10 protein-coding genes are annotated in these 15,592 nt (G+C 40.5%); all 10 read right to left on the reverse strand.

The window, feature by feature from the left end; all coding sequences use genetic code 11:
* Positions 1-24: 24 nt before the first annotated feature.
* On the reverse strand, positions 25-4,065 hold the full coding sequence (gene rpoB / locus PING_RS17815) for a DNA-directed RNA polymerase subunit beta (RefSeq protein ID WP_011771682.1): 4,041 nt from the start codon (positions 4,063-4,065) through the stop codon (positions 25-27).
* A gap of 239 nt (positions 4,066-4,304) precedes the next feature.
* On the reverse strand, positions 4,305-4,670 hold the full coding sequence (gene rplL, locus PING_RS17820; RefSeq protein WP_011771683.1) for a 50S ribosomal protein L7/L12: 366 nt from the start codon (positions 4,668-4,670) through the stop codon (positions 4,305-4,307).
* Positions 4,671-4,709: 39 nt separating this feature from the next.
* Positions 4,710-5,213: a 50S ribosomal protein L10 gene (gene rplJ, locus PING_RS17825; RefSeq protein ID WP_011771684.1), complete on the reverse strand. Its 504-nt coding sequence runs from the start codon at positions 5,211-5,213 to the stop codon at positions 4,710-4,712.
* A 284-nt stretch (positions 5,214-5,497) separates the two neighbouring features.
* Entirely contained in the window at positions 5,498-6,202 is a 705-nt protein-coding gene (rplA, locus tag PING_RS17830; protein WP_011771685.1) for a 50S ribosomal protein L1, read from the reverse strand.
* Positions 6,203-6,206: 4 nt separating this feature from the next.
* Entirely contained in the window at positions 6,207-6,635 is a 429-nt protein-coding gene (gene rplK / locus PING_RS17835; protein ID WP_041766687.1) for a 50S ribosomal protein L11, read from the reverse strand.
* A 159-nt stretch (positions 6,636-6,794) separates the two neighbouring features.
* A complete protein-coding gene (gene nusG / locus PING_RS17840; protein ID WP_011771687.1) occupies positions 6,795-7,346 on the reverse strand; it encodes a transcription termination/antitermination protein NusG in 552 nt (183 codons plus the stop codon).
* Between the two features lie 9 nt (positions 7,347-7,355).
* Complete coding sequence (secE, locus tag PING_RS17845; protein WP_011771688.1) at positions 7,356-7,736, reverse strand: preprotein translocase subunit SecE; 381 nt, start codon at positions 7,734-7,736, stop codon at positions 7,356-7,358.
* Positions 7,737-8,401: 665 nt separating this feature from the next.
* Positions 8,402-10,180 carry a heme ABC transporter ATP-binding protein/permease CydC gene (gene cydC, locus PING_RS17850; RefSeq protein ID WP_011771689.1) on the reverse strand — a complete coding sequence of 593 codons (1,779 nt, stop codon included), beginning with the start codon at positions 10,178-10,180 and terminating at the stop codon, positions 8,402-8,404.
* On the reverse strand, positions 10,180-11,991 hold the full coding sequence (gene cydD / locus PING_RS17855; protein ID WP_011771690.1) for a heme ABC transporter permease/ATP-binding protein CydD: 1,812 nt from the start codon (positions 11,989-11,991) through the stop codon (positions 10,180-10,182). Before cydD ends, cydC begins: the two co-directional genes overlap by 1 nt.
* A gap of 1,497 nt (positions 11,992-13,488) precedes the next feature.
* Complete coding sequence (locus tag PING_RS17860) at positions 13,489-15,396, reverse strand: nucleoside-diphosphate sugar epimerase/dehydratase (protein WP_011771691.1); 1,908 nt, start codon at positions 15,394-15,396, stop codon at positions 13,489-13,491.
* Positions 15,397-15,592 lie beyond the last annotated feature (196 nt).

The following is a 15,592-nucleotide window of genomic DNA, read 5'->3' on the forward strand; positions in this document are numbered from 1 at the left end:
CACATATTTACTACAGCTTAATGCTTAGTTACTTTCATCTAGTTCAATGTTGATGCTTAATGAACGGATCTCTTTCAACAATACGTTGAATGATTCAGGCATGCCCGGTTCCATTCTATGGTCGCCGTCAACGATGTTTTTATACATCTTAGTACGACCGTTAACATCATCGGATTTAACCGTCAGCATTTCTTGTAGAGTGTAAGCAGCACCATAAGCTTCTAATGCCCATACTTCCATCTCACCAAAACGTTGTCCACCGAACTGCGCTTTACCACCAAGCGGCTGCTGTGTTACTAAGCTGTAAGAGCCAGTAGAACGCGCATGCATCTTGTCATCAACCAAGTGATTCAGTTTCAGCATGTACATATAACCAACGGTCACAGGACGTTCAAACTGAATACCCGTACGGCCATCGGTCAGTTGTAATTGACCTGATTCAGGCAAATCAGCCATGCGTAACAGCTCACGGATTTCGCCTTCGTTGGCACCATCAAATGCAGGTGTTGCAACAGGTAACCCTTTGTACAGGTTCTTAGCTAAACGCATTACCGCTTCATCATCAAAATCGTTAAGATCAACATGACATGGCGCATCACCGAAAGAGTATAGTTTCTGAACGAATTCGCGCACTTTAGTAATTTCAATGTCACGCTGGTATTTAATCATACGCTCAAGTTTTTCGCCCACACCTTTGGCAGCAAGACCTAAGTGAGTTTCCAAAACCTGACCGATGTTCATCCGTGACGGTACACCCAGCGGGTTAAGTACGATATCAACAGGAACACCAAACTCATCATGCGGCATATCTTCTACGGGCACGATGTTTGAAATAACACCTTTGTTACCGTGACGACCCGCCATTTTATCACCAGGTTGCAGGCGACGACGGACAGCTAGATACACTTTAACAATCTTCTGAACACCAGGTGCAAGATCATCACCTTGAGTGATTTTGCGACGTTTGATATCAAACTCTTTATCGTAATCAGCTTTGACTTCATCATATTGAGTAATGATTTGATCTAAATAAGACTGTTTAGTTTCATCATCAATCTGCACTTCTAACCACTGTGCACGAGGCATCTGTAGCAGACGCGCTTCATCCTGACCGGCACCAACAAGAATCGCTAAGGCTTTTTCATAAATTGCGTTTTCTAAGATTTTGAACTTTTCAGTTAAATCTTTCTTCGCCGCTTTAAGCTGCATTTCTTCTATTTCAAGCGCACGTTTATCTTTTTCAACACCATCTCGAGTAAAGACTTGTACGTCAATAACCGTTGCGTAGGTTGAGGCTGCCACGCGTAAAGAACTGTCTTTAACGTCTGATGCTTTCTCACCAAAGATAGCTCGTAATAGTTTTTCTTCAGGTGTTAGCTGTGTTTCACCTTTAGGTGTCACTTTACCAACAAGTATATCGCCAGGTTTAACTTCAGCACCTACGTATACAATACCTGATTCATCAAGTTTACTTAGTGCCGCTTCGCCAACGTTCGGGATATCGGCAGAAATTTCTTCACTACCCAATTTAGTTTCACGTGCAACACATGAGAACTCTTGAATATGAATTGTAGTGAATCTGTCTTCCTGTGAAACACGCTCAGAAATAAGGATTGAATCCTCAAAGTTGTAACCATTCCAAGGCATGAAGGCAATCTTCATGTTTTGGCCTAAAGCAAGGTCGCCCATATCTGTTGACGGGCCATCGGCCAGTACATCACCACGAACAATAGGTTCGCCAGGTTCACAGGTAGGTTTTTGGTTAATACAGGTATTCTGATTTGAACGGGTGTATTTAGTTAAATTGTAAATATCGATACCCGCTTCACCAGGAAGGAGCTCGTTATCATCAACTTTAACAACAATACGTGATGCATCGACATAATCAATAACACCACTACGTTTAGCGATGATTGTTACACCAGAATCGATTGCAAGACGACGTTCAATACCTGTTCCTACAAGCGGTTTGTCCGCACGTAGTGTTGGAACGGCTTGACGTTGCATGTTCGAACCCATTAAGGCACGGTTAGCATCATCATGCTCTAGGAATGGAATCAATGACGCCGCAACAGAAATAATCTGCTGTGGTGATACGTCCATATAATCGATATCCGCAGGGCTCAAAAAGGTAGACTCACCTTTATGACGACAAGGGATCAATTCTTCGTCCAGCAAACCATTTTCATCAATACTGGCGCTTGCCTGTGCAATGACGAATGAACCTTCTTCAATCGCAGAAAGGTATTCAACTTGATCTGTTGGTTTACCATTTTCAACTTTACGGTAAGGTGTTTCTAAGAAACCGTAACTGTTGGTGCGTGAGAAAGTTGCCAAAGAGTTAATCAGACCAATGTTTGGTCCCTCTGGGGTTTCGATTGGACACAAACGACCGTAATGCGTTGGATGTACGTCACGTACTTCAAAGCCGGCACGTTCACGCGTTAGACCACCAGGCCCTAATGCTGAAATACGACGTTTATGGGTTACTTCTGAAAGCGGGTTATTTTGATCCATAAACTGTGACAGTTGTGATGAACCAAAGAACTCTTTAACAGCAGCAGAAATAGGTTTAGCATTGATTAAATCTTGTGGCATAGTCGCATCAAGATCGCCCAGAGAAAGACGTTCTCTTACGGCACGCTCAACACGGACTAAACCAACACGGAATTGGTTTTCAGCCATTTCACCAACACAACGGATACGGCGGTTACCAAGATGGTCGATATCATCGACAATGCCATCACCATTACGGATAGCAATCAGTGTTTTCATCACACTTAATATATCATCCTTGGATAAAATACCAGCGCCTTCATCACCATCAATACCAACACGACGGTTGAACTTCATACGGCCAACTTTAGAAAGCTCGTAACGTTCTTCAGCAAAAAACAGGTTATGGAATAAACCTTCTGCTGCGTCTTTTGTTGGTGGCTCACCCGGACGCATCATGCGGTAGATTTCAACTAACGCTTCAAGGCGATTACTTGAACTATCAACACGTAATGTATCGGAAATAAACGAACCGCAGTCCAGTTCATTAGTATAAATAATATCAAAGGATGTAATGCCTGACTGAGTCAGTTCCGCTAATATTTCAAGCGTTAATATGTCGTTGGCACTAACAATGATTTCACCGGTTTCTTTGCTGATATAATCTTTAGCAACAACCAGATCTTTCTCTGCAATGTACTCAACTGGCACGTCAAGCGTATTGATATTATCTTTTTCAAGCTGTTTAATATGGCGCGCTGTAATACGCTTGCCCTGCTCAACATAAATCTTGCCGTTTGCTGCAATATCAAATAACGCCATCTCACCACGTAAGCGGTCAGCAATTAGCGACATTGAAATAACACCGTCTTTGATGTCAAATTTAGTTGTGTCGTAGAATATGGCCAGAATTTCTTGTGTCGAATACTCAAGCGCTCGCAACATAATAGTTGCAGGGAGTTTACGACGACGGTCAATACGAACAAAGAGGTTATCTTTAGGATCAAATTCAAAGTCTAACCAAGAACCGCGGTATGGAATTACGCGTGCATTATAAAGTACTTTACCAGAACTATGCGTTTTACCTTTATCGTGGTCAAAGAAGACACCAGGACTACGATGTAATTGCGAAACGATAACACGCTCAGTACCATTGATTACAAAAGTACCATTTTCTGTCATGAGTGGCATTTCACCCATGTATACTTCTTGTTCACGAATATCTTTAACCGTGCCGGCTGGTGCATCACGATCATAAATAACAAGACGTAATTTAACGCGCAATGAAGCAGAGTATGTTACTCCACGGATTTGGCATTCTTTCACATCAAATACCGGCTCACCTAAACGGTAGCTGACATATTGCAATTCTGATGTACCGGAATAACTGGCGATAGGGAAGATGCTGTTAAAAGCAGCCTCAAGACCAACTTCTCCAGTTAAATCGACTTCAATGAATCGTTTGAATGAATCTAGTTGAATCGACAACAGGTATGGTTTTTCCATCACCTGTGGACGTTTACCAAAATCCTTACGAATACGTTTTTTCTCAGTATAAGAGTAACCCATGTGGTTCCTTTGCTCGCTGATAAGTGATCATAGCTGTCCTGGTCTATTTTTAGACCTCTATTATTAGACAACGGCGAACATTATTTTCGTGTTAATGATGCGTTCTTTAACATCACCTTAAGTGTCCGACACCGTAAAAAATAATGAGAAATTACGGTATCCTATAGCGCAAAAAGGCCGGTGATTAAATAATCACCAGCCAATGCCATTTACATGGCTAATAAGTTATAAAATATAGCTTATTTAAGTTCAACAGTTGCGCCGATTTCTTCTAACACAGCTTTAAGAGCTTCAGCATCTGCTTTAGAGATACCTTCTTTAATAGCTACTGGGCAAGATTCAACTGCGTCTTTAGCTTCTTTCAGGCCAAGACCTGTAGCAGCACGAACGGCTTTGATTGCTTTAACTTTGTTTTCGCCGAATGTTGTCATTATAACATCAAATTCAGTTTGCTCTTCAACAACTTCAGCAGGGCCAGCGGCACCAGCAACAGCAGCTGCTGCAGATACGCCGAATTTTTCTTCCATTGCTGTGATTAACTCAACAACTTCCATTACTGATAATTCAGCAACAGCATCAATGATTTGGTCTTTAGTAATAGACATGACTCAATTCCTATCTAAATATAATTAGTATGACAGCGATTATGCTGCAGATTCTTCTTTCTGGTCGCGAATTGCAGCCAGAGTACGTACAAGTTTGCCAGCTGCAGCTTCTTTCATAGTCGCCATCAGTTGCGCAATTGCTTCATCGTATGTCGGTAGTGTTGCTAGACGGTCAAGTTGAGCGGCTTCAATAAATTCACCCTCAAACGCTAGACCCTTAATTTCAAACTGATCATTAGCTTTAGCAAAGTCTTTTAATAGACGAGCTGCTGCACCTGGATGTTCGTTTGAGAAAGCAAGGATCGTAGGACCTATAAACAGATCTGCAAGACATGCAAAATCGGTCCCTTCAAGCGCACGACGTGCTAATGTGTTACGTACTAAACGTAAGTTAACACCTTCTGCACGTGCTTGTGCACGAAGTGCATTCATTTTACCCACTGTTACGCCACGTGAATTGGCAACAACAGCAGACAAAGCGATTTTAGCAGCTTCGTTGACTTCAGCGACAATAGCTTTTTTGTCTTCGAGTCCTAATGCCATTTGGTTTTACTCCTGGATTCCACCGGGTTTTACCCCAGCTAAACACCCTCATCAAGATTAAATTATTAATGAGGCACTAATTCGGTAATCGGATCCAGGTAGAATAATTCTGTCTGGGGTCCGGCACCATCTACGTAGGAAATTAAGTTTAACTTAAGGCTAAACACCTACGGTCTCAGAAGGGACCTAAGGCCCTCCAAAGTAAGGCGACAAATTATACAGATAATTTACCGCCTTGTATACACACATCACATTTCAATAAAAATATGCAGTGTATAAAAAAATTAAGCTACCGTTGCTTTAACTGATGATGTATCGACTTTTAGACCGGCACCCATCGTTGTAGATAGACTAATTCTTTTCAAGAATTGACCTTTAGCGCCTGAAGGTTTGCCTTTAATAAGAGCTGCCAATAGTGCTTCAAGGTTTTCTCTGATTTGTACAGGTGTGAACGTTACTTTACCGATTGTAGAATGGATAATACCATTCTTATCATTACGGTAACGGATTTGACCCGCTTTCGCGTTTTTAACAGCTGTTGCAACATCAGGTGTTACTGTGCCAACTTTAGGGTTAGGCATTAGTCCACGAGGACCTAAGATCTGACCTAATTGACCAACAACACGCATTGCATCTGGAGATGCAATTACGACGTCAAAGTTCAATTCACCGGCTTTAACTTGTGCAGCAAGATCGTCCATACCCACAATATCGGCACCAGCAGCTTTAGCAGCTTCTGCATTTGCACCCTGTGTAAATACAGCAACACGTACAGTACGGCCTGTACCGTGTGGCAATACTGTTGCGCCACGGACATTTTGATCACTACGACGAGGATCAACACCGAGGTTTACTGATACATCAATACTTTCGGTAAATTTAGCAGTCGCTAGCTTTTGTAAAAGAACAACAGCTTCATTGATTTCATATTCTTTACTTGCGTCAACACTGTCGCGAACAAGTTTCATACGTTTTGATAATTTAGCCATGATATTAGCCCTCTACTTCCAGACCCATTGAACGGGCCGAACCCGCTATACAACGTACCATCGCTTCATGATCGGCACCCGTTAAATCAGATTCTTTAATTGTTGCAATTTCTTCAAGTTGGACTTGTGTTACTTTGCCCACTTTATCTTTATTAGGAACTGCAGAACCAGATTTTATACCAGCTGCTTTCTTAAGTAAGAAAGATGCAGGTGGCGTTTTTGTTACGAACGTAAAAGAACGATCCGCATAAACTGTAATGACAACTGGCGTTGGAGCGCCTTTTTCCATGGCATCTGTTTTTGCATTAAATGCTTTACAAAATTCCATGATGTTAACACCGTGTTGACCAAGAGCAGGACCTACTGGTGGTGACGGATTAGCCATACCAGCTTTAACTTGCAGCTTGATATATGCTTGTACTTTTTTAGCCATAATATTACTACCTATATTTGGGTGTAGCGCCATCTTCCGAATGAAAATAGCTTCCCGATTAAAAAGGGCGGCAGATTATAACTGTAATCTGCCACCCTTCACAAGATCTTTTGCTGTTTTTTTAACCTTTAAGGCTATTTAAACCACTTTTGCTAATAATTAACTGTCTTTTTCTACTTGAGAAAAGTCTAAATCAACGGGTGTTGCACGACCGAAGATAGAAACAGATACTTTCAAACGGCTCTTTTCATAGTCAACTTTCTCAACCGTTCCGGTGAAGTCGACAAAAGGACCTTCAGTAACACGTACAATCTGACCGGCTTCAAACAATGTTCTTGGTCGTGGAGAATCATGCGATTCTTGAAGACGATTAAGAATATTATCCACTTCTTTTTGAGAAATCGGTGCTGGACGCTCTTTACTGCCGCCGATGAATCCCATCACGCGGTCAATACTTTTCACTAAATGCCAGCTATCATCATTCATCGCCATTTCAACTAACACGTAGCCTGGAAAGAATTTACGTTCACTTTTACGTTTTTGTCCGGCGCGCATCTCAACAACTTCTTCAGTTGGGACTAGAATTTGGCCGAAGTAGTCTTCCATTTCATTTAATTTAATATATTCAAGTAATGTTTTTTGTACACGCCCTTCATAGCCTGAAAATGCTTGCACCACATACCATCTCTTTTTTTGTAGCTCTTCTGACATATTAAATCCTTAAATTGCGGTGGTAATAAATGCGACCAGGCGAACAAGTACGCCATCAAGACCCCATAAAATCAGACCAACAATTGCTGATACGGCAAGGATAATTAATGTTGTCTGCACTGTTTCTTGACGCGTAGGCCAAACCACTTTGCGTACTTCTAAACGAGCATCTTTAGCGAAAGCGATGAATATTTGTCCCTTTTCTGTCATAACCGCAGAAAAGACTGCAAGTGCAGCTAACAGTAGTAAAATACCTACACGCACTAAAATATTTAGCGAGTCACCAACCATATAATTACCAACAATAATTGCCACTAGTAATAAAGTTGTAACACCCCATTTAAGGCCGTCGAATGAACTTGTTTTGTTTTCAGTATTCATTGTACTCATAGCGCGTTGTACCCATTGTTAAATTAATAATCTTTTTATTCAAAAAGACACTGTCTAAGGCATCAAATCAACTCGTTTTGCTGTAAAACGCAGTGTAAATTCACACCTGAAATTAAAACTCGTCAGTATAAGGATTTTTATTGCCTTTGTAACGCAATAATCCTTATTTTTTAAAGAAAAAGAACTTCTTGAGCAAACTTAATCAACATATCTTCACCTTCCGGTTGCCAGTCAATTAGCTTATTAGCACCATAAAAATAGTTTTTTATCTTCCAGTCACCACCATTAATAGCTTCATATCAAATCACTTTTGGATTCCGGAAAAATCATCACTCCCAGTTAATAATAATTAAGTTTTGATACGCTAATTTACTTCAAGTTAAATAATAACATATTAAGAAGGCTCTCGAGCTTGTAAAAAGTTTTTTATTTTTTTTAGTATTATATGATTATTATTCAAATCTGCCCGCCCAAAACGAGGATTCAGGTATTATTTTCAGAACTAAGCCTTTAGACTCGGCGGGTAAGATGCTTGAATGCTGGAGTGCTTCAATGCCTGAAGGCGCGGTTCCAAGTGCCCAGACAATGCACAACTGAAGCTTGTGACTTTGCCAGCCAAAAGCCGAGATTCCAAAAAACAGAGTCTACGGATAAAGATTACAGATCTAATGTAACTGTTGATGCAGGCTTGCATAATAATCATCTTGTGCTAATAAATCGGAATGAGAACCCGAAACACGTAACAGACCATCTTCCATCAAGTGAATTTCATCCATTTTTGTCATAGCGGTTAGTCGATGGCTTATCATTAACACCGTTTTATGCTTAGCAAACTCAAATAACAAAGAAAGGATCTCTCTTTCCGTGCGCTTATCTAAGCCTTCTGTGGGCTCATCCAGTAATAATAAGGGCGCATCACGTAATAACACTCTAGCAACACCAATACGTCGCTGTTCACCTCCAGAGAGTTGTCTACCGCCTTCACCTATCCATGCATCAAGAGAATTATCTCCTTCTATTAATGCTGATAGTCCAACCTTTTTAAGCACAACAATCAGATGTTTATCATTGCTCTCTTCAGCCGCTTTTTGCTCGGCATAAGTTGTAAACTCAGACAAATTCGGTTGCGCTAAGGTCAAATTGTCTCTTAGTGTGCCAGAGAACAGATAAATACGTTGACTCACTAGGGAAAGTCCACCAGTTAAAGCCTGCTGGCTGTACTGGTCAACAGCTATCCCATCAAGTAACAAACGGCCGGAATTTGGCGCCCATTCTCGCGTAATCAATGAGAGTAAACTTGATTTACCACAACCCGTTGGTCCTAATAACGCCACCTTTTCACCCACTTTAATGGATAAATTAATTCCCTTAAGGATTTCCACACCTCCCTTTTCATATGAGAAAACGATATCTTTGAGCTGTAATGCGCCTTTCTTTACAACGGTTTGATTTTGATTGTTAAATACAATGTCCGGTGTTTGTTCAACTAATTCATTAACGCGTTTACCCGCGTTGACACAAGAGGATAGATGCTGAAAAGCACCCGCAATAGGCATTAACATTTCAATACAGGCCAGCACCATAAAAGTTACCATTGCTAACATAGGGCCGGGCGGCTGATGTTCGCCAATACCAGAAGCGGCAATATAAAGGATAAGCACCACAACTATGCCATGGCATAAGATCAACGCAGCCTGGCTCAATCCCGTCACATTCACCATTGCACGCTGGCTATCTAAAAGGTTTTCTTCGGATAATCTTAATTTTTCACGAAAGCGCTGATCCGCCCCAAACAGAGATATTTCAGCTAACCCCTGCACAAATTCCAATATTTGGACGCGTAATACTCGTTTGCTTTCGAGTTGTTTGATACCGGGTTTTCGACCAAGAAAATAGAAAATCCAAGGTAGAATAAGCCAAATCAACAATAAGCTACCACACAAAATCAGCGCTAATTGTACATCAATCCAGGCAACAAAAAGGTATAAACCCACAATCATTAATAATGCGCTTATCATTGGCGTAATCAATCGTAAATAAAGGTGATCTAGCGTATCGATATCAGCCACTAAGCGATTGAGTAATTCCCCTTGTCGTAACTTTTGCATATTACGCGCACTAAGCGGCAACACTTTACGCCAAGCCCATACTCGAAGCCTCGTTAGCAGCTTAAAAGTTGCTTCATGAGTCGCTAAACGCTCACCGTATCGACTTGCTGTTCGCATAATAGAGAGAAAGCGGACGCCGCCAGCAGGCGTAAAATAATTAAACGCTTGTGTGGCGACTAAGGTTAGCCCTGCTACGGCAGATGCTGATAAAAACCAGCCTGAAAGCGATAATAAACCAATACCCGCGAATAAAGTCGTAATACTTAAAAACAAACCGATCAACATCATTAACCATTGATGTTTAAACAATTTAAGAAAAGGCAATAAGGTTCTCATCAGTTAAGCTCCTTATTTTTTTGCTCGTCTGGATCATCTGTCTGCATCTGCTTAAATAACCCAGGTAACTTGTTTAATTGCTCAAAACTGCCTTGTTGAACAATAATGCCTTTATCTAATACTAAAACAATATCCATTTGCTGCAACTGATCTAATCGATGGGTAACCATCAAACAGGATGAGTTTGTCATTGCATCACGCAATGCACTCAGTACAGCTTGTTCGTTATGCCTGTCCAAACCAGCCGTTGGCTCATCTAATAAAAAGAGCGCTGCTTCTTGCCCAAGCGCGCGAGCTAATGCGATACGCTGCGCTTGCCCTACGGAAACACCCGCCATTTGCTCACCAATAGGGTGATCTAATCCTAAGGTTTGTTGATTAACAAAATCGAGTACTTTCGCCTTCGCTAATAACGATCGAACCCTCTCATCCTCGATGTCAGCGGAGGCCATAGTCACATTATCACGCACAGTGCCATGGAAAAGCTGAGGATCTTGGCCAAGCCATGCCAAATGAGCACGCCATTGTGATACTGGTAACTCGTTTAACTCCACACCATTAATTTTCAGCGAGCCTTGATAGGGTAAAAAACCCAATAAAGCATTTAACAGGCTGCTTTTACCCGCGCCGCTTGGACCGACAATCGCCATATGTTGGCCATTATTAAGTTGAAAACTGAGCGGCCCCGTTAAGGTAATGCCCGAATGACTCTTCACAGTGAAATCAGATGCAATTATCTCAAGGCCAGCGTGCCAGTTTATTGTTTTAATCGTTGTGCTTTTTTCAGTCGATGATGTTGTTTGTTCAATTGTCTCTACATTATATTCTAATAATTCCATCAACTCTTCAGCTGCACCAATCGCCTGTGCTTTCGCATGATAATGGGTACCCATATCTCGTAATGGCTGGTAAAATTCAGGCGCAAGCATCAATACAAACATGCCGACAAACAGACTAAATCCCGCATCATAATCACCAAAATCAAAATGACCTAAGAAACTAAAACCAAAATAAATAGCTAACAATGCAATAGAGATGGCGGCAAAGAACTCTAATACTGCCGAGCTTAAAAAGGCGATACGTAAGACTGACATGGTTTTTTTACGAAATGATTCTGAAGCGGCTTCAATATCCTTCCCTTCTGCTTCACCTCGATTAAATAGCTTTAAAGTATGTAATCCTTTTAACCTGTCCATAAAATGGCCACTTAGCTGTGCCATGGCACTGAAATTCTTACGGTTGGCATCTGCAGCCCCTTCACCCACAAAAATCATAAATATTGGAATCAATGGTGCTGTGCATAATAAAATAAGTCCGGCAGCCCAATTTAATGGAAAGACAACAACCAAAATTGTCAGTGGAATAAAACCGGCCAGTATCATCTGTGGTAAGTATCGAGCATAAAAATCGTGTAGGTCTTCAACCTGTTCAAGCACGATACTTGCCCAACTACCCGCCGGTTTACCTTTAATGAAAGCAGGACCTAACTCGCTGATTTTATCCAGTACTGCACTGCGAATTTGTAATCGTAGCCGTTTACCAGCTTCGAAACCGCTTCGTTCACGGGCATAGGCAAGTAAGGCACGTACTGGAACTAAGGCCAATAAGCATAAAAATTCATTGCTGAATTGAGACTTAGGAAGATTGAGAATAATAATGCCATGCAGGACAGTCGATATTAAGTAGGCTTGTACTATCAGGGAAAAGCCAGTTAACAAGCCAAATATCACTGTTAAATTAAGATAAAAACCACAAGTTTTTTTCTGTTTTTTTAACCAGGAGCTCAGTTTTTTTTCTAAGGGTTTGTCCATATTGTTCCTACAGTTCAAGTTACATTATTGCAGTTAAAAAGCTAATATAACCCAGTATCACAGGCTCTAAGTCTAAATAAAACCAACAAGGGCCTAACATTTTCCATACGAACAAAGCCATCCGGTGGTGTTGCTGCTTTATGTTCGTCTGATGTTTTTAATGCTCTAATAAGTCGAAGAAATTCAGGAATTGGATGTCCATTTAAATCATCTTTCAGTTAATAATATTTATTTCGTTAATCATAACTTTTTAAAAAAAATAGATATAGATGATTGTAAATATCAACATAATAGGAAAAAACTATTGTAATGAAATTTTAATAAGCACCCTTTATAAATCTGCCTTTCTAGGAATAGAAAATCTTAAAGAACCGTTATGGAATGACTCTTTGACAGGTTAATACCAACATAAATAAAATCACGATTTGAATTAAAAGGTAGGGATAATAATTTATTTCTTCTGCTATAACTCATCTCTGCCAGGGGTTATATCTTATATGTAGTAGCTATGGAGAGGATGTTTAAATAAATGCTACACTCGCCAATATGTGCAAACTGGCAAATTAACATCTATATTTGAACAATGGCAGATCCCCTCTATTTTAGTCTTACTCATTTATCCTAAAGTATATTATAAAGCCAAACACATCCAAATATTTGCAGATTTTTTGGTCGCTTGATTTGAAAATAAATAAAAAAATAAATCATTAAGATAAAGAGGCGGTGTGGGTATAACGGGCGGGTAAAAATGAGCAGTGACGGCTGCAATCAGGGTTTCGATTAATGCCGGGGATAAGGAAGTTGTTGTTGAAAATATTTGAATTATTCACCACCGAGAACACCGAGGCTTGAAACACGGAGGCTTCGCACACCGAGAAAAAATATTTGTTAAATCTTTCCCGGTGCTCTCGGTGTAGTCTATGGTTAAACTCTATTCAAAATTTGTTGAGTTTTTCCGCCCATTTAAGCGCAGATTCAGACATCATTGCATATACGAATTCAAATGCTTCTCTGCTTTGAGGTTATATGCCTACTGACCATTCCATTGCTGAATAACATGGTTTTACCCCTTGCAGCAGGTTCAATATGCTGGGACAAGTCAATATTTTCTTCTCTTACAACGGTGATCGAGTGTGCATCTGCAGATCTGCCGACTAAGGCGTTAATGCCAGCTAAATTAACCTCAAGGTGTGGTAAGTGTTTTTCAATAACACTTCGCCAATCAGTGAGCGAAAAACATTACCCATGTAAACCACTAAAATTTTGTTAAACAGAGTACTAACAATTCCATACGCGCAACTCCTCTTCCGTAATTCATTAATGTAAATAGTATAACAAGCTGATTAAATTGGTGATCTATTTTTGAAATTTAACCAACTCAAATCATTCCCGAAGTGAGTTATTCGGAAGTCTTAATGAATTAAATATACGATTTCAATTATTATTCGCTATCGGCAATAAGTGAAGATTGACCCGTTAATAAGACTGAACTGTCGTTCAATTTATGCCCTGTTGCTTTTTCGCCTTCCAAACCAGATCACCGATGCCATCTGTTGGGTTAAAACCAGCAGGCGTTGCCAATAAAATTTCCCGAATGCTTTCATGATCAAACTCATGACAGGCTTGATCAAGCCGCTGCAGAATTTTTTCATACTCAGGGTAGGGTAAGAAATTTTCATTCGCAGTCATAATACACTGATGCGCTGTTTTTTCGACATTATCACCAATCAATAACTCTTCAAAAAGTTTCTCACCTGGACGCAGGCCAGTAAACTTAATCTCAATATCACCGTAGGGGTTTTGCGATGTTTTCACCTCTAAACCTGACAAATGGATCAGATTTTTTGCAAGATCAACAATTTTCACCGGCTCGCCCATATCCAGCACAAAGACATCCCCCCCTTTGCCCATGGCGCCAGCCTGAATGACTAATTGCGCGGCCTCAGGAATCGTCATAAAATAACGAATAATATCAGGGTGTGTCACGGTGACATATTCACCTTCCGCTATTTGCCGTTTAAACAGTGGAATAACGGAGCCTGAAGAGCCCAACACATTACCAAAACGTACCATACAAAAACGCGTGTTATGTTCTTCTGCCGCTAACGACTGCAGTGTCAACTCTGCCATGCGTTTTGTTGTGCCCATTACATTAGTTGGACGAACTGCTTTATCCGTCGAAATCAAAACGAATGACTCCACTTTTGCTGCAATGGCGGCCAATGCGGTGTAATAAGTGCCAAAAATATTATTACGCACACCTTCGACGACATTGTGTTCAACCATTGGCACATGCTTATAAGCGGCGGCATGATAGAGCGTTTGTACTGCAAAACTTTCCAGTACTGTTTGTAAGCGATTCTTACGCTGCACTGAGCCTAACAAAGGAATAATTTGAACGGTTAAGTTTTGCCCTGCCACTAACTCCGATAACTCTTTATCTATCTGGTATAAGCCGTACTCGGACAGCTCAAATAATATCAAAGATTTTGGTGCCTGTTGCACAATCTGCCGGCAAAGCTCAGATCCTATCGAGCCTCCCGCCCCCGTCACCATAACCACTTTATTTTTAATATTTGCGTTAAGGAGCTCTGGTTTAGCCAAAACACAATCACGCCCTAAAAGATCTTCAATCGCCACATCACAAAGCTGATCCATTGATGCTGAACCATTTATTATTTCTTCAAAAGCTGGCACACTTTTCACCTCAACACGCAACTCGGTCAAAGTGTTAATGATCGCCTTACGCTGCGATCGCTTAGCTCTTGGCATAGCTAACAAGACTTTATTGATCTGCATTCGCGATATTAAACGCTTTAAATCTTTACTGTTATAGACAGTCAAACCATTAACAACGTTTTTGAAAAGTTTTTGTTCATCATCAATAAAAGCAACGGGGTGAAATTCATTACCATGGCGCAGTAAATTAGCTAATTGTCGCCCTGAATCACCCGCCCCATAAATAATAACCCGATCTTTCTGTTTGGTATTATGCTGAGAGACAAGCACCCGCACCAATAACCTTGAGCCTCCACTAAGTAAAACAAGATAAGCGAAATAAATAATAGGAATAGCCCGGGGCAGGAACACCTCAAAAAAATATCCCAAAACAACCAGAAAAAGAGCTGACACTGCACAGCTAAGAACAATAGTGAATAATGCATGAACACTTAAGTAGCGTAATATTGCACGGTACAGACCGACGCGGATAAAGAAAATAAGAGTGCTGAGGACGAGCAGCATGAGTACTTGCCAATATTTGCTGCTATCAAGAAACGGAACCGATTCTAAGCGAGTATAAAAAGCTCCCACAAAAGCTGAAAAAATAAAGACGGTATCAACAAAAATACTAACGATTCGTTTATAGATACGGGGCATTGAGAAGATTTTGTTAATAATGAACATAACGTCCTAGAAAATAGAAATAAAGATTAACACCTGACCATAAAAATGTCGGACACAATCAAAAAAACACAGTATAAATGAATCTCAAAGGATGTGAATTCTATTACATGCTTGATGTTACATATGGCTTTTATTAATGGATTGATAACTATTTTTTGGCACTCATCTTTCAGGAGTTGGTTTTGCAGGAGTTGGT

The organism is Psychromonas ingrahamii 37 (assembly GCF_000015285.1).
Taxonomy (GTDB): domain Bacteria; phylum Pseudomonadota; class Gammaproteobacteria; order Enterobacterales; family Psychromonadaceae; genus Psychromonas; species Psychromonas ingrahamii.

What these genes read in the sequence shown, in the direction of transcription:
- secE (WP_011771688.1), bottom strand. Translation starts at nt 7,736, where the DNA reads ATGAGTACAATGAATACTGAAAACAAAACAAGTTCATTCGACGGCCTT.
- PING_RS17860 (WP_011771691.1), bottom strand. Translation starts at nt 15,396, where the DNA reads ATGTTCATTATTAACAAAATCTTCTCAATGCCCCGTATCTATAAACGA.
- cydC (WP_011771689.1), bottom strand. Translation starts at nt 10,180, where the DNA reads ATGAGAACCTTATTGCCTTTTCTTAAATTGTTTAAACATCAATGGTTA.
- cydD (WP_011771690.1), bottom strand. Translation starts at nt 11,991, where the DNA reads ATGGACAAACCCTTAGAAAAAAAACTGAGCTCCTGGTTAAAAAAACAG.
- rplJ (WP_011771684.1), bottom strand. Translation starts at nt 5,213, where the DNA reads ATGGCATTAGGACTCGAAGACAAAAAAGCTATTGTCGCTGAAGTCAAC.
- rpoB (WP_011771682.1), bottom strand. Translation starts at nt 4,065, where the DNA reads ATGGGTTACTCTTATACTGAGAAAAAACGTATTCGTAAGGATTTTGGT.
- rplL (WP_011771683.1), bottom strand. Translation starts at nt 4,670, where the DNA reads ATGTCTATTACTAAAGACCAAATCATTGATGCTGTTGCTGAATTATCA.
- nusG (WP_011771687.1), bottom strand. Translation starts at nt 7,346, where the DNA reads ATGTCAGAAGAGCTACAAAAAAAGAGATGGTATGTGGTGCAAGCATTT.
- rplK (WP_041766687.1), bottom strand. Translation starts at nt 6,635, where the DNA reads ATGGCTAAAAAAGTACAAGCATATATCAAGCTGCAAGTTAAAGCTGGT.
- rplA (WP_011771685.1), bottom strand. Translation starts at nt 6,202, where the DNA reads ATGGCTAAATTATCAAAACGTATGAAACTTGTTCGCGACAGTGTTGAC.